This is a genomic window from Sphingomonas sp. RS6, assembly GCF_054489705.1.
The window spans coordinates 95,968-115,809 of sequence record NZ_JBTMWM010000002.1 but is presented as its reverse complement, the minus strand read 5'-3'; the positions used below and the strand labels follow the sequence as shown (position 1 = coordinate 115,809).

General features: G+C 66.1%; 13 protein-coding genes. 5 read left to right on the top strand and 8 right to left on the bottom strand.

Features of this window, described 5'->3' with window-relative positions:
* Positions 1-55: 55 nt before the first annotated feature.
* The 4 genes from ACX40Y_RS05330 to ACX40Y_RS05315 all read right to left on the bottom strand — a co-directional run bounded on the left by ACX40Y_RS05330 (position 56) and on the right by ACX40Y_RS05315 (position 4,553).
* On the bottom strand, positions 56-424 hold the full coding sequence (locus ACX40Y_RS05330; protein WP_459118513.1) for a YdbL family probable chaperone protein: 369 nt from the start codon (positions 422-424) through the stop codon (positions 56-58).
* A complete protein-coding gene (locus ACX40Y_RS05325; protein WP_459118512.1) occupies positions 424-618 on the bottom strand; it encodes a YnbE family lipoprotein in 195 nt (64 codons plus the stop codon). Before ACX40Y_RS05325 ends, ACX40Y_RS05330 begins: the two co-directional genes overlap by 1 nt.
* A 25-nt stretch (positions 619-643) precedes the next feature.
* The gene (locus tag ACX40Y_RS05320) at positions 644-3,778 is read right to left on the bottom strand and encodes an intermembrane phospholipid transport protein YdbH family protein (RefSeq protein WP_459118511.1); all 3,135 of its coding nucleotides are present in this window, start codon (positions 3,776-3,778) and stop codon (positions 644-646) included.
* A 154-nt stretch (positions 3,779-3,932) separates the two neighbouring features.
* Positions 3,933-4,553, bottom strand: a complete 621-nt coding sequence (locus ACX40Y_RS05315) for a flavodoxin family protein (protein WP_459118510.1) — start codon at positions 4,551-4,553, stop codon at positions 3,933-3,935.
* A gap of 159 nt (positions 4,554-4,712) precedes the next feature.
* Here ACX40Y_RS05315 and ACX40Y_RS05310 point away from each other — a divergent pair, with 159 nt between their 5' ends.
* Together ACX40Y_RS05310 and ACX40Y_RS05305 are read left to right on the top strand one after the other, a co-directional pair.
* On the top strand, positions 4,713-5,138 hold the full coding sequence (locus ACX40Y_RS05310; RefSeq protein ID WP_459118509.1) for a hypothetical protein: 426 nt from the start codon (positions 4,713-4,715) through the stop codon (positions 5,136-5,138).
* 18 nt (positions 5,139-5,156) lie between these two features.
* Entirely contained in the window at positions 5,157-5,777 is a 621-nt protein-coding gene (locus tag ACX40Y_RS05305; RefSeq protein ID WP_459118508.1) for an endonuclease/exonuclease/phosphatase family protein, read from the top strand.
* A 60-nt stretch (positions 5,778-5,837) separates the two neighbouring features.
* On the opposite strand, the gene ACX40Y_RS05300 is transcribed toward ACX40Y_RS05305, so the two are convergent.
* On the bottom strand, positions 5,838-8,210 hold the full coding sequence (locus ACX40Y_RS05300) for a TonB-dependent receptor (RefSeq protein WP_459118507.1): 2,373 nt from the start codon (positions 8,208-8,210) through the stop codon (positions 5,838-5,840).
* 240 nt (positions 8,211-8,450) lie between these two features.
* Here ACX40Y_RS05300 and ACX40Y_RS05295 point away from each other — a divergent pair, with 240 nt between their 5' ends.
* Positions 8,451-11,135, top strand: a complete 2,685-nt coding sequence (locus tag ACX40Y_RS05295) for a glycoside hydrolase family 2 TIM barrel-domain containing protein (protein ID WP_459118506.1) — start codon at positions 8,451-8,453, stop codon at positions 11,133-11,135.
* 106 nt (positions 11,136-11,241) lie between these two features.
* On the opposite strand, the gene ACX40Y_RS05290 is transcribed toward ACX40Y_RS05295, so the two are convergent.
* The 3 genes from ACX40Y_RS05290 to ACX40Y_RS05280 all read right to left on the bottom strand — a co-directional run bounded on the left by ACX40Y_RS05290 (position 11,242) and on the right by ACX40Y_RS05280 (position 17,715).
* Entirely contained in the window at positions 11,242-13,182 is a 1,941-nt protein-coding gene (locus ACX40Y_RS05290; RefSeq protein ID WP_459118868.1) for a sialate O-acetylesterase, read from the bottom strand.
* A 16-nt stretch (positions 13,183-13,198) separates the two neighbouring features.
* Complete coding sequence (locus ACX40Y_RS05285) at positions 13,199-14,740, bottom strand: tryptophan halogenase family protein (RefSeq protein ID WP_459118505.1); 1,542 nt, start codon at positions 14,738-14,740, stop codon at positions 13,199-13,201.
* Positions 14,741-14,814: 74 nt separating this feature from the next.
* Positions 14,815-17,715: a TonB-dependent receptor gene (locus tag ACX40Y_RS05280; RefSeq protein ID WP_459118504.1), complete on the bottom strand. Its 2,901-nt coding sequence runs from the start codon at positions 17,713-17,715 to the stop codon at positions 14,815-14,817.
* A gap of 233 nt (positions 17,716-17,948) precedes the next feature.
* On the opposite strand from ACX40Y_RS05280, the gene ACX40Y_RS05275 reads away from it, so the two are divergent.
* Together ACX40Y_RS05275 and ACX40Y_RS05270 are read left to right on the top strand one after the other, a co-directional pair.
* Positions 17,949-18,647: a SapC family protein gene (locus tag ACX40Y_RS05275; protein ID WP_459118503.1), complete on the top strand. Its 699-nt coding sequence runs from the start codon at positions 17,949-17,951 to the stop codon at positions 18,645-18,647.
* Positions 18,644-19,660: a cupin-like domain-containing protein gene (locus ACX40Y_RS05270; protein WP_459118502.1), complete on the top strand. Its 1,017-nt coding sequence runs from the start codon at positions 18,644-18,646 to the stop codon at positions 19,658-19,660. Before ACX40Y_RS05275 ends, ACX40Y_RS05270 begins: the two co-directional genes overlap by 4 nt.
* The last annotated feature ends 182 nt before the right edge of the window (positions 19,661-19,842 follow it).

The window sequence follows — 19,842 nt, the reverse complement described above, 5'->3', positions numbered from 1 at the left end:
TGCGTCAGAATGGTCTAGCCATTATCGGCACGCGCCGGCCCGCGCGCCGTGCTGGTCAGAGGCAGCGCGCGTCGCGCACCGGATCATCATTGCCGCGGGTCAGCCAGCGGCCGTCGGGCGCACGATATTTCTCGCCCGGCACGGTGCGCGCGATCAGGTTGCAGCCGGTGACGAACGCCATCTGCTCGACAGTCGAGCTCGCCGCCGCCTGCTGCGTATATTGCCGCTTCCGCTGGATGTTGATGTTGTTCACGATCCGCTGGAGCTCGGGTGTCGGCGTGCCGACGATGCCGAGATAGCCGTCGGGCTGTTCGCCGACCAAGCCCTGTTCCCGCGCCGCCTGATAGGCAGGGTCGCGCTGTGCGATGGCGGGGACGGCGACGAGCGAGGTCGCCATGGCGATGAGAGGAAGCAACGTTCGCATCAGAAGATCCCCGGATTGTCCTGGATAATGGCCTTCGCCTTGTTGTCGAGACGATAGACCACTTCCTGGGTGATCGAAATGTTGAGGTTGATGACGATCGGCTTGTCCGGCGCGGTGACGTTCACGCAACCGCCCGCCATCAACAGCGGCGCGAGCCCGAGGGGGCCAAGCCGGCGTGGCCGACGCTGTATCATAGTGCCAAGCTCATCTTATTGCCTTTCATGGAACGGGCGCGCTTTCGCGGGGCTGAACGACCTCCCCCGCCTCCTCTGCACGTTTCTGCGCCTCGATCAACGCGGGCAGGTTACGCTCGACGAGGCGGCTGGGGTCGTACCAGGACTGGACCGTGTCGATCAGCTGGCGAAACGGCGCGCTGATCCGCACGTTGAACACGAAGGGCAGCTTCGCCAGCCGCCGGATCAGGAAATTGGATCGGGCGCCCTCACCCTGGCTCAGGCCCGAAAAGCGGATATCGGTGATCATCTCGCCGGCCAGCGGCCCGTTCATGCGGATCGCGAGATTCTTGTAGTCGAGTGACTTGAGCGCCTGGAACGCCATGTTGCCCCACATCCCCAGATCGCGCTGCGATACCTCGCCGACATAGGCGATGTGGCCGCCCGCCCGCGCGCGCAGCTCGCCGCCTTCGATCCGCCCGCCATTCTCGTCGAAGATCATCGGCAACACGCCGTCGAACGTCCCGCTCGCGTCGAGATTGTCGAACGCCATCTCCTTCAGGAACAGCGCCGCGTCGACGCCCTTCACATGAAAGGTCAGCCGCCGTTCGCCCGCCTCGCTGAAATCGAGCGTGGTCGGGTCGAGCACCAGCTCGCCGCCCGCGAATGGCCAGCGTGCGCCCTCCACCCGCACCCGCTGGCTGTCGAGCAGCTGATAGCGGACGTCGCCGGCGCGCACCGGCACGCCCGGATTGATCTCCGCAACCGTGGCGACTTGCCCCGACTTGCTGCGGAGATTGAGCAGGTCGGCAAAGTCGATCCGGGTATTGAGGCCCTGCACCGGGCCGAACGCCGCCGCCAGCGCGACGTTGGACGCCTCGAACGCGCCGCTGCTCGTCACCCCCTCGCCGGACCAGTCGAACCGCCCGGTGCCGCGCACCTCGCCATCGACATCGGCGATCACGCCATAGGTGAGCGCGGTCAGGTCGTTGGGTTGCAGGCCGCCGACGCGAAAGCGCACGCCGGGCACGTCGATCACCGCATGGCCCGTGCCGGTGCCCAGGTCGTGCGCCAGCGTCACCTCGCCCACCGCCACCGGCTTCTTACTGCCGACCAGCGCTGCGCTGGCCTCGATCCGATCGTCGCGCAGCCGCAGCATTGCCTGCTGCGCGTCGAGCGGCTCGAAGCGGGGGGAAGCCGCCGCATCGGTCAGAATGAACCCGCCCGCCAGCGATAGTGCGCCGTCGCCGAAGCGCCACATGCCCTTGCCCGCCGAAAGCACCAGCGGCACTGCGCCGATCTGCCCGCCCAGCCCCTCGAAGCTGCCCGCCGGCGCCGCGTCGATCCGCCCGTCGAGCCGGGCGATGTCCAGCCGGGTCGCGCCCTCGGTGCCCAGCCGCACCGCCGCGTCGCTGATCCCGAACCGGCCGGCGCCGAGATCGAGCCGCGCCCCGCCGGCCGCCAGGCGCACCGGATCGTCGCCGATGCGGCCGTCCAGCGCGACGCGCCCGCTGCGAATCCCGCCCGCCAGGCGGTCGGCACGCCATGCCAGCATCGCCGGGCCGACCGGGCACAGCGCGATGCGCGCCGGATCGAGGGTGAGCCCGGCGACGGCGACGCGCGCGAAGCTGGCGGTTTCGCAGCCGGGATTGAGCGCCAGCGCGCCGCCATCCCAGCGCAGCCGCAACGGCATCGACAGGCGATCGACCCTGCCCGTCCCCACCGGACCAGACAGCGTCGCCACCGTCGTCAGTTCGCCCTGCCCGCCGTTCGAACGAAATTCCAGAGCGAACAGGCCCAGGCTGGCGCCCCCGGCAGCATAAGGTCGCATCCATCCTTCGCCGCGCAGCGCCTTGCTGCCGGCCGGGCGGCGCAACGCCATTGCAAGTTCGGGCAGCCCGCCACCGCCCAGCGTGATTCGCCCGTCGAGTGTGGTCTCGAACGACGGCAATGTCAGCCCGGCGCCTGCGCCGCCGTCGAACGTTAGCCTTGCGCCCGACCGGGCGGTGAGCTGGCCGCGTGTCAGGCGGAGCGATGTCCGGTCGCCCTGCATCGCCAACGCAACCTCGGCCTCGCCGTCCACGTCGCGGCCCGCCGCGCGCACGGCAGCGGCCAGTCGCGGCGCGAGCGGGCCGACCGGCGTTCCTCGTGCGAGCGCGGCCTTGCGCACAAGATCGTCGAGCAGCGCCGTCGCCACGCGCGCACCCGCTACCGACACCTTGCCCTCAAAGCCTTGGGTCTTGCCGATAACATAGCGCCCATCGACGCTTGCGTCGGCGGCGGCGCCCTGCGGCGTGGTCAGCCCGCTCGCATGCAACGCAAGCTTGCCTGCCGTACGCGATTGGTCCCCGACAAAGTCGATGTCGCCGCCCGCTTGCCGAACCTGCCCGAACGATGTCTCGACCAAACCCGTCGCAAGGCGCGCACGCCCCTGCCAGCGGTCGAGCGAGCGAGCGATCACCGCATCGACGTCGATATGCGGCTGCTCGATCCGCGCGTCCGGGCACGTCAGCCGCGCCGCCTTCAGCGGGCCGGTGATGTCGGGTGCGCCGTCGCGAATCCGCAACTGGACCGTCGCGGCCATGCCGGCCATCGAACAGTCCGCGGCCGCCAGTTGCGGGGCCGCCGCGTTCAGCGCGCCGACAAAGCCGTCGGCCAGCAGTCCGCTGCCGCTCAGTGCAAGGTCGATGCGGCCATTGTCGGTGTCCAGCCGCATTCGCGCGTCACGCACCTCGACGGTAAGCCGCGGCAGCACGAACGGCTTGCCCGACGGCGCCGGCATCAGCCGGTCGATCGTGCCGAGCGACAATGCGCCGTCGACGATCCGGCCCTTCATCCGCACCGTGCCCGCCTTCACCACCAGCACATCCGCGCGCCAGGGGGTGATCGCGGTGCGAAGCTCGATCCAGTCGGCGGTCAGATCGGGGTGGCGCGGATCGCCGATCGAAACATTGGCAAGCCGTTGGCGCCACGGCGAAAGCTGTTCGATCTTATAGCGCGCGGGCACGCCCAGCCGCGCCAGCTCGCGATCAACGAAGCCGCGCGCGATCGTCCGCCGCCCCAGCCAGGCGGTCGCCGCCACCACTGCCAGCAGCACCAACAGCGCGACCGCCAGCCTGCGCCAGCGCAGCCCGCGCGGCGTGCGCCGTCCAGCCTCCGCCTCTTCGTCGCTACGGTCCACGCCCGCTCCCGCCAACCCGCCCGTCCCGTCGCGGTGGAGCTACAGCTTCCGCGTCCTGCAAAAGTTCCGGCGTCCCCGGCGTGTAGCGCGCCCGGCTCGCCGCTTAAAGGTCGATCGTGCCCGCATCGGTCGCGCCGGCCGCCGCTCGCTCGGTTCAGCCTTGCTCCGGCAGGCCGAGATAGGGCCGGTCCTTGAGCAGCCCGGCGAGATGCGCGGCGTTCGCGGCCACCATCGCGGCCGTGCTGGCGACTGCATCGGGCACCTTCGGCAGGTCCTTGAAGTCGGTCGATCCCATCGCTTCGCCGACCCAATAGGCAACGGCGGAGGCCGGGATCGTCCAGCCGGCATCGTTCAGGCCCTGGTACAGCGCCGCGCTCACCGCATGGGCGCCATCCTCATTGCCCACCACGCCGACGATCGCGACCTTCGAAAAGCTCGGCATCCGGCCGCACTCGTCGGTCTCGCCGATAAAGGCGTCCATCCGCTCGAGCACCCGCTTCGTCACGCTCGACGGCTGGCCGAGCCAGATCGGCGTTCCGAATATCAGGATATCGCAGGCCAGGATGCGGGGACGAATGTCGGGCCAGTCGTCGCCCTCGCCTTCGTCGGACCGGACGCCGGGTTTGACGTCATGGTCGGCGATGCGGATCGTCTCCTCGACCGTCACGCCATGTTTTTCCAGTTCGGAGGCGATCAGTCCGATCATCGCATCGGTCGACGATGGTTCGCCCGATGACCGCTTGAGCGTGCAGTTGATCGCGATGGCCTTCAACACAGGGCGTCTCCTCGATGTGACATGCCGTGCGAACCGACGGGCGAGGCGGATGGTTGCCGCGTCGTCGCGCGGCCGCCCTGTTCGGGCGCAAGGAACTTAAGCCACGGCAGGCATTTGACAGCTGAACCGCGTCCGCTGCCCGAACGCTCATGGATCCGAATGAACAACATCGTCACGATCGGCATCAGGGTTCTGGCGGGGCTGCTCGTTCTGGTGAGCGGCCTCAGCATCGTCGAGTCCAACGAATGGTGGATCAGGGTGTGGGATTTCCCGCGCGCACAGATCCTTTGCGGTCTCGTCCTGGCCGCGGGACTGGCGCTGTGGCGAGACCGGTCGCTCGGTCGCTGGGTTGCCCTTGCATGCGCCGTCGCGGGCGGGTGGCAGCTCTATCGGATCTTTCCGTACACGCCGCTCGCCGCCCTGGAGATCGCGTTCGCCGACGCAAGCGCCGCGTCGGAAGGGCGCTGCTTCACCGTGATGTCGCTCAACGTGCTGCGATCCAATCACCAATATCAGCGAACGGCGCGGCTGATCGATCGCGTCTCGCCCGACATCCTGCTGCTGATGGAAACCGATCATGGCTAGGCCGATGCGCTGTCGGACGTGCTTCGTCGGTACCCCCATCGCCTCGAAAGGCCGCTCAAAAACGGCTATGGCATGATCTTCGCCACCCGGCTGGCGATGCGCGACGGCCGCATCGAAAGCATCGTGCGGCCGGATACGCCCTCGGCGCATGCGGCGCTCACCGCGAAGGCGCCGTTCCGGGTGATCGCGCTGCATCCGCGGCCGCCGGTGCCCGGCCGCGACAGCGATTCGCGCGATGCCGAAATCGCCGTTGCCGCGCGTCGGGTCGCGCGCGAACAGTTGCCCGTTCTCGCGATCGGCGATTTCAACGATGTCGCCTGGTCGCATACGTCGCAGCTGTTCAAGCGGATCGGCGGCTATCTCGATCCCCGCGTCGGGCGCGGCACCTATCCGCCATTTCCCGCCTGGGCACCGATCCTCGGCTGGCCGCTCGACCAGCTGTTCGTCACGCCCGAATTCGAGGTGCGATCGATCAACGTGCTGGAAAATGTCGGCTCGGATCACCTGCCGATCCATGCCGAGCTTTGCCTGGCAGGCGCGACGACCGGCAGCGCCGATCCCAAGCCGGTGTCGCAGGAAAACCGGGAAGACGTGCGGGAAATCATCAACGCCTATGAGGGCGACCGCGGCGAGGATTGATCGTCCGCGCCCGGCACGGCGCCCGTCAGGCGCCGTGCCATGTGCTTGATCCCCGCCGGCTCAGAAACCGAACCGTGCGCGGATACCCGCATAACGGCGCGAGTTTCGCGGCAGCAGTTGCGCGACCGCCTGTGCATTGGAACTGCCGGTATAGCCGAGCGACGTGGCGTAGGACTGGTCGAACAGATTGTTGACGAACAGGGCGACGCGGTAGTTATCGCTACCCCGTCCGGCAACGCCGATGCTGCCGTTCAGCACGCCATAGGCGTCCTGATAGGAAACCGGGCTGCCCGCCAGGTCCAGCTTGACGCTGCTCTGGTGCGCCCATTCCGCCGTAATGAAGCCGTCGAATGGCAAAGAAGGCAGTTCGACGTCGTAATTGACGGCGATATTGTATTTGAACTTGGGCGAATTGGCGAGCGTCGCACCCGACAGATCCTGAAAGCTGCGTCCGCCGGACACCGGCACGCAGCCCTCGGCCACCGTCTGGTTGGTGTAGCAGGGGGCATTGGGGAAATCGCGGATCGTCGCGTCGGTATAGGCGGCGGACGCATCGATGCGCAGTTGCCGGGTCGGCCGGGCGGACAGTTCGGCCTCGACGCCGCGGCTGCGCAGCCTGCCGACATTGCTCAGCTGGGGAACGATCGTGCCATCCGCCTGAGTCACACCGCCCTGCGCCTGAAAATCCTTGAAGTCGGTCCAGAAGCCGGTCACGTTCAGCTGCACCCGGTTGTCGAGGAAACGGCTCTTCACGCCGATTTCATAGGCCTTGCTGGTTTCCGGGCGCACCGGGTCGGCGGCACGCGCGGGACTGAAGCCGGTGCTGATGTCATAGCCCTGCCCCTTGTAGCCGGTGGCGAAGGAGGCATAGGCCATCACATGCTCGGCCAGATCCTGCCGCAGCGCGACCTTGTAGGTCACGCGGTCGTCGGTCGCGCGGCCGACGCATTCGGCCAGGCACGATGCATTGTCGGCCGGCGGCGTCGCGACCGATGTGGTGTTCAGGAAGGTCGCACCGATCTTTTCGTGATTGTATCGCAAGCCGGCATCGAGATGCGTGCCGCTGGCGAAATTATAGGTCAGCTGGGTGAAGGCGGCGAATGTCTCGGTCTGCGCGCTGGCCTTCCAGCTGGTCGCGGCATTCGGGCCGCGGCTGTAGTCACGGTCAGTATCGCCGTTCGCATAGAAGAGCGCGAACAGATAATCGAGGCGGCGCCAGCCCGACGACACCAGGCGCAACTCCTGCGTGAAGTTGGTGGCATGGAACGACGCATCGGCGCGCGATCCGTTGGGCAGGATGCTGGCTGGGTCGGCGGTATTGAGCAGCGTCGGTGTGCCCAGCGTGTCCAGATCTTCGCGGAACCGGAAGCGCCAGTCCTGATAGGCGGTGATCGAAATCAGGTTCGCCCCACCCAAGTCGAGCGTCGCGCGGCCAGTGAACATCGCCTGCTTGCTGGTGTTGCTCGGTTCGGTGTCCAGCCGGATGCGGTAATTATGGTCGGAAGGGGTGATGCCCTCGACCGAGTCGGCCACTGCCGCCCCGAACACGGTCGCGCCCGGGTTCACGCTCCGGAACGTGCGCACCAGCCCATCGCTGTCGACCCGGCTATAGGTGCCGGTCAGCACGACGGCTAGGTTGTCGGTAGCTTCGACATCCACACGCCCCCGAACACCCCAGCTCTCTTCGCCGTTCAGCTTGTTGCCGGTATTGAGGTTGCGGATATAGCCGTCGCGATCATCATAAAAGGCGTTCAGGCGGAAACCGACATTCTTCGCCAGCGGCCCCGACAGCGAGCCTTCGATGCGGCGCTGCGAATCGGTGGTCGCGACCGCGCCGACCGAGCCGCTGAGCGTTTCAGTCGGCCCCTGCGTTACGATGTTGATAACGCCGGCGGACGCATTCTTGCCGAACAGCGTGCCTTGGGGGCCGCGTAGCACCTCCAGCCGGGCGATGTCATTGAGGCCGGAAAATGCCTGTGCCTGCTGGAGCAACGCGACGTCATCGACAACCACCGCGACGCTCGGCTCGATGCCGATGCTGAACGAAAAGGTGCCGATGCCGCGAAGATTGATGCTGTTGCCCGTGGCATTGGTGTTTTCGGTGATTGTCAGGCTGGGCGCCACCCGGGCGACATCGGTCACCGTCGTCACCCCACGCGCCTCGAGCTGGTCAGCGCCGATCGCGCTGACGGCAACCGGCACGTCCTGAAGATTCTGCTCGCGCTTCTGCGCGGTGACGATGATTTCCTGGAGCGCGTCCGAGTCCTCGGCTGCGCCTTGAGCCGTCCCCTGCTGGTCACCGGCCGGCGCCCGCGGACTCGCCTTTTCGGTCCCCTGTGTCGTGGCGGCTGGCGCAATCGTGCCCGACTGGGCGTGCGCGGGCGCCACGACGAGGGCGGCGGTGCTGGCGAGCAGCATGGCAACAAGGCGCATGTCGATAATCCTCCCTAAATTCTGTCGCTGCGGGCGATCTGGTAAGGACATTTCAGGATATTGGCATGACAAGTCAACTGATAACTTGTCATGCCTCCGTTCAAAACGGCAGAAATGCGCTGTTAGCGCTAACTTGGCCAAATTCATCGTGAAATCGCTTTGATTATCAAAGCGGATTGTGGTCATGCCAATTTTTACATGCTATCCGCCATTGCAGATAAACGGGACAGGAAGAGGGATATGAGGCACGGCACCGCGGCGTTGATCGCCACCACGGCATGGTTTGCGATCGCCGCGCAACCAGCCGTTGCGCAGCTGACGGCAAAAGACGCGCGGCAGTTGACACCCCTCACCGACGGCTGGCGATTCCATCTGGGTGACCTGCCGGAGGATGCTGCGGGCGAGCGTTACGACGATTCCGCCTGGGCGGCGGTTGAGGTGCCGCACAGCTGGAACCGCGTGGGCTATTACCTGCCGAATCCGACCGCGCACCTCAACCGTGCCGAAACCGTCAACAAGACGCAGGGGCGCGGCTGGTATCGCCTCCATTTCCGGGCGCCGGCGTCGCCGGGCAAGCGCGTGTGGCTTGAATTCGATGCCGCCAGCCGCGTCGCCAGCGTCTGGCTCAATGGCCGGAAGGTCGGCGATCATGCTGGCCCCTTCTCGCGTTTCCGCATCGACGTCAGCGATGCCGTGAGGCCTGGTGATGACAATCTGCTGGTGGTCCGGGTCGACAACAGCCCACCGGCGGAAGGCGGCGCAACCGCTGACGTGCTACCGCTCACGGGCGATTTCTTCGTGCATGGTGGCCTGTATCGGCCGGTTCGGCTGATCGTGGCGAACACCGTCCATATCGATCTGGCGGATCTGGGCGGGTCCGGCGTCTATGCGACGACAAAGTCGGCCACGACCGATAGCGCGCAAGTTGCGGTGCGCACCCGCATCGCCAACGATTCCGGGCGGCTGGCTACCGTCCGGATGACCGCACGGCTGATCGATGCCGCAGGCCACGTCGCTGGCAGTGCGCAGCGCCGCATGCCCCTGGTCGCGGGCACCAAGGGCGAAGCGCTGGTTCAACTGGACATCCCCTCGCCGCACCTTTGGCAGGGGGTGGAAGATCCCTATCTCTATACGCTGTCGGTCGAAGTCGCGGACGATCGCGGCCGCGTGCTGGATCAGCTGAACCAGCCGTTCGGCATCCGAACCATCGCCATCGATCCCGACAAGGGTCTGTTCCTGAACGGGCGGCATCTGGCGCTCCACGGCGTCGGCTACCATCAGGATCGTGAGGGCAAGGGCTGGGCCATCGCCCCCGAGGATGTGGCCGAGGATCTTGCGATCATGCGGGAAATGGGGGCGAATACGATTCGCCTCACCCATTATCAGCATGGCCAGACCATCCACGATCTCGCCGATCGATATGGCCTGCTCGTCTGGGACGAGATTCCGCTGGTATCCGCCTGGACCCGGCGCGGCGAACTCGAGCCGCGCGCGGCGCTCGTCGAGAATGCCCGGCAGCAGTTGCGCGAACTGATTCGCCAGAACGGCAATCATGCGTCGGTCATCAATTGGGGCATCGCCAACGAGGTGGATTTCGGCAATTCCTTCCCCGCGTTCCTCACCGGCTATCCGGATGGAAAGACGCCCGATCCGATGCCGCTGCTGCATGATCTCCAGGCGCTGGCGCACGCCGAGGATCCGGACCGCCCGACCGCACTTGCCACCTGCTGCGAGGGGCGACTGTTCGATCCCGGCGTGGAAATTCCAACGACGGCGGTGGCGGCCGATCTCGGCGGCGCGAACCGCTATTTCGGCTGGTATTTCGGGGTTCCGGGCGATCTGGGGCCGCAACTGGACGCGCTGCATGCGAAGCGCCCGCTTCAGCCCCTGTCCGTCACCGAATATGGCGCGGGCGCGGCGACGACGATTCACACCGACAATGTGCTTGGCGGGCCGATCGACTCGCGCGGCATGAACCAGCCGGAGGAATATGCCAGCTACATTCACGAAGAAGCGTGGAAGTCCCTGAAGGCCCGCCCCTATCTATGGGCGACCTGGCTGTGGAACAGCTTCGATTTCGCCACGACGATTCGTACCGAGGGCGACGCCCAGGACATCAACACCAAGGGGCTGGTCACCTATGACCGCAAGATCCGCAAGGACGCCTATTATTTCTACAAGGCAAACTGGACCACGACGCCGACCGTCCATCTGAACGGCAGCCGCTATACCGATCGCGCCTACCGCGTGACCGATGTGCGGGTGTACAGCAATGCGCGTTCGACCGATTTGATCGTCAACGGGCAGACGGTTGGGCGCCGCACCGATTGCCCCGATCGAGTTTGCGTCTGGGAAAAGGTGGTGCTCGCGCCCGGTGCCAACAATGTGGTGGCGCGGGGCGTGGTCCCGGCGGGCACAGTCGAAGACAAGGTGACCTGGACGCTTTCCGACGATGCGGCCGCATCCGTGCGCATCGACGCCGGCGCCATCGTCGCGGCGCCGGCCACCCGGCGCTTCGGCTCCGACGATTTCTTTGAAGGCGGGTCGGCGGGCACGCTCAACAAGCCGGCGGACTATGGCAAACCGTTCGTCCCGACGCTGATCGCGAACAGCCAGGATCCCGGCGTCGCCGCTACGTTCCGCGAGGGCATCTTCGCCTACCACATCCCGCTCCGGCCGGGCCGCTATCGCGTGCGACTGACGTTCGTTGAACCGACTTTGCAAATGGGTGCTCGGGTCTTCGACGTTCTCGCGAACGGCCGTCCGATCGTCCAGTCGCTCGACATTGCCGGTGCGGCAGGCGGCACCGCCGTCGAACTCCGGCGGGAAGCGCTGGTTTCGGTCACCGGCGATATGCTCGACCTCCGCTTCGTGCCAACCGCGGGCAAGGCGATCGTCTCCGCCGTGGAGGTGCTGCCGGAATAACGAAAGCCTTAAGGCGCGCGTCGCCCTCGCCTCGGTCAAGTAACGGGCGAGGCGGCCGCGCCATCCGGCCCGTGCCGCGTCTCGAGGATGAGGTGATGTCCGCCCCTCAGCGAATCGCGATCTCGAACGTGCCGACCGGCATGCGTGCGTCGTCCGCCAGGTTGGTGGCGGGCGCATCGGCCCAAGCGTAGCGGACGCGCGTGGCCGGGTGGCCGTCGCCGGTGATCACCACGCTGGATCCCATCGGTCGCGCGGCGGCGTAGCGACAGCTGCCCGGTGCGGCGTCGCACAGCTCGAACCCGATCGCCCGATCCGAACTCATTGCGTGCAGCGCCCCCGTCACCCCTTTGAAGCGTAGCACCACGTTCGCGCCATCGCGTTCGGCAGAGGCGATCGCAGGCCCCGCCCGGCCGTCGGGATCGCCGGCAAGCGCGGCGCGCATCGCCTTGGCAAGCCGCTGGCCAACGAGCCGCTTCTCGCCCGGATGAATGTCCGTCGCGTCGCCGATGTCGAGCGTCACCGCCATCCCGACATGCGGATCGGTCGCAGCGACCCGGCGCTGGGCATTGCGGACATTCGCCCAGCCGCTTTCGGCCGGGGCGATGGCGGGCGCGCCATAATTGGCGAGCTGGGCGATGACGAACGCCGTTGCCGGGCTGCCGAAGCGCGCGCGCCAGTCGGCGATCATCGCGCGGAGCCGCCGGTCATAGCCGGGGATGCCGGTGTCGGATTCGCCCTGATACCAGGCGATCCCGGCCAGCCGGAGGGGCGCGAGCGGCGCGATCATCGCGTTGAACAGTGTGCCGGCGCCGTTGATATCGTCCCACGGGACGCGCGGCGCGGCGCCCGGAATGCGTTTGGCGATGGCATAGCGCCAGTCGGTGCCCAGCGGGATGCTGGTGCCGTCGGCGAGCGTCAGCCGCATCGCCTCCACCGGGCCCATCATCCCGCCGAACGCATAGACATCGTCGTCGTTGACGGTGATGACGTTGCGGCCCGGCCTCAGCGTGCCGGCGGGCAGGACATAGACGCGCGGCGTTCCGGCAAGGCTCGTGCCGCCGACGCCGACCCCATTCACCCAGGTGCGATCCGCATCGTCGATCATGCCCAGCGACAGCGTGGCGGCGCCCTTCGCCTGGGCCTCGGTGAGATCGAGGCTGCGCTGATACCAGAGCATGCCGTTGTAATCGGCCAGTTCGGGAACGCCCCAGCTTTCGAAATTGGTGAAGGCGGGCACCGGGCGCCACTCGAGCGCGGCATCGGGCTCCCACGGCGCCTTGCCCTGTGCATCACCGCTGCCGGCGCGCCACCACGCCTCCCAGATCGTCGAGGCGCGGCGGTTCGCCGCGGCCGGATCGCGGTCATAGAGCGCAAGCAGATCGGCCTGGTCGGCCATCCCTGCCTCGCGCAGGGCCGCATCGCTCATCCAGGCGCTGATCCGCGATCCGCCCCAGCTCGAATGGATCGCCCCCACCGGCACGTCGGATGTGCGACGCAGCGACTGGACCATGTAGAGGCAGGCGGCCGAAAAGGACGACGAACTGTCCGGGCCGGCGATCTGCCAGGCGGGGACGTCGTCGAACCGGCGGGCGGGGCTGACGGCAGTCTTCTTGTCGATCGTCAGCAGCCGAAGCCTTTTGTCGGCGGGCGCGTGCGCCTCGGGAAACAGGCTCTGTGCCTCGCGGACCTTCATCTCCATGTTGCTCTGGCCCGAGCACAGAAACACGTCGCCGATCAGGATGTCGCTCAGGACCGTCGCGCCGCTGGGCGCCGCGAGCGTCAGTGTGAAGGGGCCGCCCGCCGGCAGCGCGGGCAGCGCCGCCGCGAACCGCCCGTCGCGATCTGCCGTCACGCTGACGCTGTGGCCCGCCAGGCTGATCATCACGGGCTCGCCCGGCTGGGCATTGCCGGACAGCGTGATGGGCTGGCCGCGCTGGAGCACCGCATGATCGCCGAACACGCCATCGAGCCGCGGCTGCGCCGCGGCGCCCGTCGCCCCGGCCAGCCCCGCCAGCAACAGCCCGGTGCCGAACGATCGCCTAAGCACCCGTTGCAAGCGCGGTTCAGATTGGCTGGAGACCATGTTGGACGATCCTTTCGATCAACGAGCGATGCGTGGGCAGGCCCCGAAGCAGGCGATCGGTATAGGCCCGGTTTTCAAGGCGAAGGCGTGCCGCCTGGCTGGCCTCGGCCTCCAGCGTGCCGGGCGCGACCATCGTGCGATGACCCATGCCGTAGAGCACATATTGATAGCTGGCGGAGGGAAAGACTTCCTCGGCGCGGTCGAACTCGTCGTGCAGCCAGGGCGCATGATATTCCCAAAGCGACATGAGTTCGCGCAGTCGATCGGGGATCGTTTCGGCGCGCTGGTTGTCGCGCCAGAAGTCGGTATCGGTGCGCTTGGTCAGCGAATAATGCAACTTGAGGAAATCGATGATCCGACCCCACCGATAATGGGTCGTCTCGTTATAGCGTCGGGCCACGGTATTCATCACCTCGCGACAGGCGGGCAGTTGCTCGGCGATGATCTTGGCTGACAATTCGATCAGGACGATCGCCGAGGCTTCCAGCGGCTCGAGAAAGCCGGCCGCAAGCCCCACCGCGACGCAATTATTCTTCCAGAAGGTTTTGCGATGGCCCGATCGGATCGCAAGGCGGCGGACCGAAAGGTCGCGCGCGGCCGGGCCGACATAGTCGCGCAGCGCCCGTTCCGCCTCGTCCGCACTGATGTGGCTGCTCGAAAAGACATGGCCGACGCCGCGACGCGTGGGCAGCCCGATGTCCCAGATCCAGCCGGCCGCTTGCGCGGTGGAGATGGTGTGGCTGGCGATCGGATCGTCGGGGCGGTCATAGGGCACCTGCATCGCCAGTGCCGTGTCGCAGAACAGCACGTCGCCGCATTCGCGGAAGCCGACGCCCAGCGCCTTGCCGATCAGCAGTGCCGCAAAGCCGGTGCAGTCGACGAACAGATCGCCATCGATCGTGATGTCCTGTTTCGTCTCCAGCCGATCGATGTCGCCGGTTTCCGTCAGGCGGACGTCGGTGACATCGGCCAGCACATGCCGCACGCCAAGCACGTCGCAGCAATGGCGTTGCAGGAAGGACGAGAATTTTCCGGCGTCGAGATGATAGGCATAGTTTGCCAGGCCGTCATATTCGGCCGTGGCCATCGTCTTCGGCGCCAGCCCGGCATCGCAAATCCGGCCTTGCGGCGTCACCGCGTCGCAGAAGCTTTCGCCGTCTTCGGCCGCCAGCCAGTGCGGCACCATGTTGGTGTGGGCAAAGCCCTGGGGCAGCATCAGCGGGTGATAATAGCCGTCATCGGCGGCACCGGTGGTCCAGCGGTTGAAGCGCGCACCCTGCTTGAAGGCTGCATCGCATTGCCGGAAGAACTCGGTCTCCGACACGCCGATCTTTCGCAGCGTCGTCCGCAGCGTCGGCCAGGTGCCTTCGCCCACGCCGATGATCGGCACGTCGGCAGATTCGACGAGGGTGACCGTGAACCCCTGCCCGCGGCGGCCCTGGTGGCGGGCGGCAATCACGCCGGCGGTCAGCCAGCCTGCGGTGCCGCCACCGACGATCACGACGTTCTTGATTTCGTGCATAGGTACGCCCGATGCGGGAACATGGGGCGGGCCGCTGATCGCGCCCGCCCCGGGATCATCGGTACCGGGAGGTATCAGTACCGATAGCGCAAGCCAAGCGTGTACCGCCGGCCGTAATCGAACACGTCGAGCAGCTGGTTGCTGTAGCGGCCGTGCGTGCTCTGCTGGTTGTTGTTGACGTTCAGCGCTTCGGCAAAGACGCTGAAGTTCCGGTTGAAATCATAGCTCGTCGTCAGATCGATCTGGAAGCTTTCGTTGACGAAGGTCGGCTCGGCACCGAACGAGCCGGTATTCTGATTCTGGCCGAACTGGAGCAGGTATTTCTCGCGCCAGTTGAGTGCGGCACGGAACTGGAATCCGGCCTTGTCGTAGAAGCCGACAAAATTCGCCGAATTGGCGAGGCCGGTCACGGCGAAGCCGGTCTGCGAGATATTGGTGTCGTCATAGGGGCGGTTGGTATCGACCAGCGTGGCGTTCGCCTGGAAGCCGAAGCCGGAATCGCCGAACACCTGCTGCCAGGCAAGCTCCACGCCCTTCACCGTCGCGTCAGGGCCGTTGACCTGCTGCGAAACGGCGAAGCTTGCGGGCTGCCCGGTGGTCGGGTCCACCACATCGTTGATCGTCTGCCTCGTGACGCCGCCGACGATGAAGTTGGACACGTTCTTCAGGAAGAAGCCGACCGACAGGTAAGAGTTTCGCTGATAATACCATTCGGCGCCGATGTCGAAATTGTCGGCGAGATAGGGCTTGAGGTTCGGATTGCCGCCGCTGGCCGTCAGCGCACCGACGCGCTGGCCGCTGCCGACATTCAGCACCGGGTTTAGCAGATTGAGCGTCGGCCGCGTCAGCGTCCGTGACGCATCGACGCGCAGGATCAGGCTATCCGTCAGCTCGAGCTTCGCGTCGAGGCTGGGCAGCAGATAGGAGTAGGAGCTTTTGTTCGTGACCGGCTGGACATCGGTATAGCTGGACACGGTGAGCAGCGTCGGATCGGCGGCGCTGGTCACGATCTGGGTCGGCAGGCGGCCCTGCCCGGTTGCCGACAGGTTTGTCGTTTCGTTGCGGATGCCCGCGTTGAGCGTGAACGGCAGGCCACCGACTTCCGTCTTGAAGCTGGCGCTCATGAACAACGCCCAGGTCTTTTCGCGCACGCGCAGCACGCTGCCCGGATCGACCGCTTCGTCAAACGTCCCGGTGAAGCCGTTGACGCTGTCATAGTTGAAGGCCGGGATGTTCTGCGTCTGCGGATTACCCAGGCTGGTGAGGTAGTTCTGATATTCGATCGGGCTGAACACATAGACCGACGGCGGCAGCGCGCCGGCGAAGCCCGGGATGAAATTGTCGAGGCTGATCGATCCCTGGTAAAGGCTGGCCGGCAGCGGGGCGACACCCGTGGTGCGGCCCGAAGGCGCGCCATAGCCGGCATAGGCCTGCCAGTAATTGTTGACGAAGGTGCTCTGGTTCCGGAAGTTGAACGTATCCTGATAATATTGGCCGCCGGCCTTCAGCGTCAGATTGTCCTGCTTCCAGGTGGCGGCGCCGCGGAACTGGATCAGGTCGTCGGTATTCTTCTGCGTCTGATTGACCGTGACGTGCGAGCCGATCAGCGACTGGTCCGCCCAGCCGGCGGCGTTACCCGCCGGTCCGAAATTGCTGATCGTCGGGAAGGCGTTCTTGCTGTCGCCGTCGACAGTAAAGCGCAACGTGTTCGCTAGGTCGCCGCCATAGCCGATATCCCCGTTCTGGCTGCCGATCGTGTCGCCGGGGTTGAGCCAGCTCTTGGCATAGGCCACATCGCCTTCCAGCGTCAGATTTTCCGACGCATTATATTTGACGTTCAGGCCCGTCTGGTTCGTCTGCAGGATCTGCTTGTTGAGCGCGGCGGTAAAGTCGGTCGGCGTGCCGGTCTGGGTGAAGTCGACGGCGGTGCCGTTCTCATCCAGCGTCACGTTGCGCAGATCGCCCTGGTTGAACCAGACGCCGAACGCGTAATTTTCCTGCGTGATGTTCTGGCGCGAATAGTTGTTGTCCAGCGTGACCATCAGGTCTTCGGACGGGTGATATTGCAGCGAGATGCGCGCATCGACGCGCTCGTCGCGAACGCGCTGCTGTTCGGCGCCATATTGCTGCGGGAACCAGCCCGGCAGCGTCTTGTTGGCAAGCTCAGCGGAGGTGCAACTCGGGGTGAGCTGGCAAGGCGCGAAGTTGCCGCCCGGCCAGCCGGACACATAGACGCGGTTCGTATCGGTATCGCGACGCGTGTAGATCACGTCGGCCAGCACGCCGATCGTATCGTCGGCAAAGGTATTGCTCAACAGCAAGCCGCCGGTCGGGACGATATTGTCGGCGCGGTCCTGGATCGATCCCGACGCGGTGGCTGCCATGCGGAAGCCCGGATTATCGAACGGATTCGGAAATTTGATATCGACGGTGGCGCCGATCGAGCTGGACGCGAGCGACACGTCGGGCGTCTTCAGGACCGCGAGCTGCCCGATAAAGTCGACGCCGACGGTGCTGAAATCGATCTGGCGCCCGCCGGTGGCGGTGGAGATGCGGCGGCCGTCGTACAGCGTCGTGTTGAAGTCGCCGCCAAAGCCTCGCACGGTGATGCCGGTCGGCTCGCCGCGCGAACCGGACCGCTGGATCGACACGCCGGGCAGGCGCTGGAGCGACGCCGCCACGTTCGAATCGGGGAACTTGCCGATGTCTTCCGAAGAGATGACGTCGACCACGCCCGACGATTCGCGCTTGATGTCGAGGTTGCGCTGAAGCGATCCGCGAAGGCCGGTGACGATGATTTCATATTCGCTATCGCCTGGAGTCTGCGTGCTCTGGGCCGTATCCGTGGCGGGCGCCTGCGCCTGGGCAAGCGCCGGCGAAGCCGCGGCCAGCGCCAGCAGGCTGGTCGCGCCGGCGAGCGCGGGCAGCGCAGCCCAGGCGTTGGTGCGGACGCGACTCGAGATCGATGAAGCCATTCTGATATCCCCTCTCTCAGTCGCGCCCCTTCTCAGCTGAGGGATCGCGACGGGTGAATTTGCCTGGCGGGCAGCGGGATTCCATCCCTCACACCCGGCAAGTTAGCGGTAACAATATCAAAGCTGCCAGCCGATGCAAGTTTTGTCGGAGCAAATATCGGCCTTGGCCGCGTCCGCCCGGCGGTGCATCACGTGACGCGCAGGCGTGAATTTTGGGACTGGAGGGACAGGACGTGGACAATTGGGAGACGCTGAACGTCGAGTCGCATGGCGCGCTCCGCCTCTCCCAGGCGCCGGACGCGACGCGTCATTTTGCGCAGATCGTCGCCGACGAATTTGTGTCGGCGGCACACGACCATCCGATCTTTTTCACCAAGCATCTGGAAACAGGCGCCTTCTACGCGGGCGTCGTGCTGGGCCTGCAGCCGAACGAAAGCCTCAGCTACGCCGACGGTCGCCTGACCGGATATCGCCCGGCCGATCTGGAGCGTCAGGGATTCTATGTCGTGGAAGACAGGATCGTCATCGATCGCGACCATCCGGTGTTCGCGGCGGACAAGGCGGTGGACAGGGGCGATCGTCTGTTCGAGGACGATGGCGAGCCGAGCGCGGCGCTCCGCCGTGTTCAGCGCGCACTGGCGACGCTCCAGCGCGGCTTGCCGGCCACCGATGCGGCGATCAGGCGGCTTCTCGAGCGGCGGCTGCTGGAGCCGATCGACATCGATCTGAACTTCGACGATGGCAGTCACATCCAGCTCGACGGCCTCTATACCATCAGCCTCGATCGGCTGCACGCGCTCGACGATGCCGCCGTGATCGACCTGTTCAGGCATGGCGATCTGCAACTGGCCTATGCCCAGGCATCGTCGATCACGCATGTCCGCCGATTGGCCCGGCGGTACAATGACCGGCTGGCGGGACTCGCAGTGTGAAGGCCCTCCGCGTCCACGAGGTCGATTCGCCGGCGCTCCGGGATCCCGCCGCATTCCAGGACGCGGTGATGGTGCACTGCGAACCCGTCCTCCTCCGCGGCGTGGCGCGGCAATGGCCGATCGTGGCGTGCGACGATATCGGGTCCACAACCGAGCAGATGCTCGAATTCGATCAGGGTCGGGAGGCCGATCTCTTCGTCGGAAATCCCGAAATCGGCGGACGCTATGGCCACGCCGATGCCACGCTGCGAGCCTTCAACTTCGCGCACCGGACGATGCCGTTCGCGGAGGCGGTGCGCCGCATTGTCGATACGGCGGACGTGCCCGGCCATGACACGCTCTACATGGGGTCGCTGACGTCGGAGACCTATCTGCCCGGCATCGAGCGCCTAACGCCACTCGCCTTCCTGCCGCCTGCGGTGCGGCCGCGGTTCTGGATCGGTCACAAGTCCGCGATCCCCTGTCACTATGACACCATGGACAATGTCGCCTGCGTCGTCGCGGGTCAGCGGCGGTTCACGCTGTATCCGCCGGACGCGATCGCGGACCTTTATGTCGGACCAATCGACAACACCCCGGCCGGACAGCCGGTCAGTCTTGCGGCAGCAAGCCCCGGGCCGGACGCCCGATATCCGCGCTTCGAACATGCCCGGCACCGCGCCATCAACGCCGAACTCCAACCTGGCGACGCGATCTACATCCCGAAGCTTTGGTGGCATCAGGTGGAAGCGACAGGCAGCGTCAACCTGTTGGTCAATTTCTGGTGGGACGGCTTCGCCGCGGGGCCCGATCAGCCCTATACCAGCATGTTGCTGGCGATGATCGCGATCGCGGAGCGGCCGCCGGCCGAACGTGCAGCCTGGCGCGCATGGTTCGACCATTATGTCTTCCGCCCCGACGGCCATCCCCTCGACTTTCTTGAGCCCGGGCAGCGCGGCATCCTCGGTCCGTTGCGAGAGGGCAATTACGGCCGCATCCGGGCGATGGTGATGCGGCTTCTGCGATTGGGGTAGCCGGGGCGCTTGAGCCGGGTTTCGCGGCTCGAAGCGACTAGGCCGTGTTGACAAAACGGATTCCCAAATGGGCTGATCTCTGATTCAAGGCTGCTCTTTGCGGGGAGCAGCAATGGCGCGTGGGGATCTGACGGACGAGGAATGGGCGGTGCTCGAAGGCTCCTACCGTCCGAGCGCGGCCG

Coding starts and splice junctions, on each gene's coding strand:
- ACX40Y_RS05330 (WP_459118513.1), bottom strand. CDS start 424: ATGCGAACGTTGCTTCCTCTCATCGCCATGGCGACCTCGCTCGTCGCC.
- ACX40Y_RS05325 (WP_459118512.1), bottom strand. CDS start 618: ATGATACAGCGTCGGCCACGCCGGCTTGGCCCCCTCGGGCTCGCGCCG.
- ACX40Y_RS05310 (WP_459118509.1), top strand. CDS start 4,713: ATGAACAACATCGTCACGATCGGCATCAGGGTTCTGGCGGGGCTGCTC.
- ACX40Y_RS05300 (WP_459118507.1), bottom strand. CDS start 8,210: ATGCGCCTTGTTGCCATGCTGCTCGCCAGCACCGCCGCCCTCGTCGTG.
- ACX40Y_RS05295 (WP_459118506.1), top strand. CDS start 8,451: ATGAGGCACGGCACCGCGGCGTTGATCGCCACCACGGCATGGTTTGCG.
- ACX40Y_RS05285 (WP_459118505.1), bottom strand. CDS start 14,740: ATGCACGAAATCAAGAACGTCGTGATCGTCGGTGGCGGCACCGCAGGC.
- ACX40Y_RS05280 (WP_459118504.1), bottom strand. CDS start 17,715: ATGGCTTCATCGATCTCGAGTCGCGTCCGCACCAACGCCTGGGCTGCG.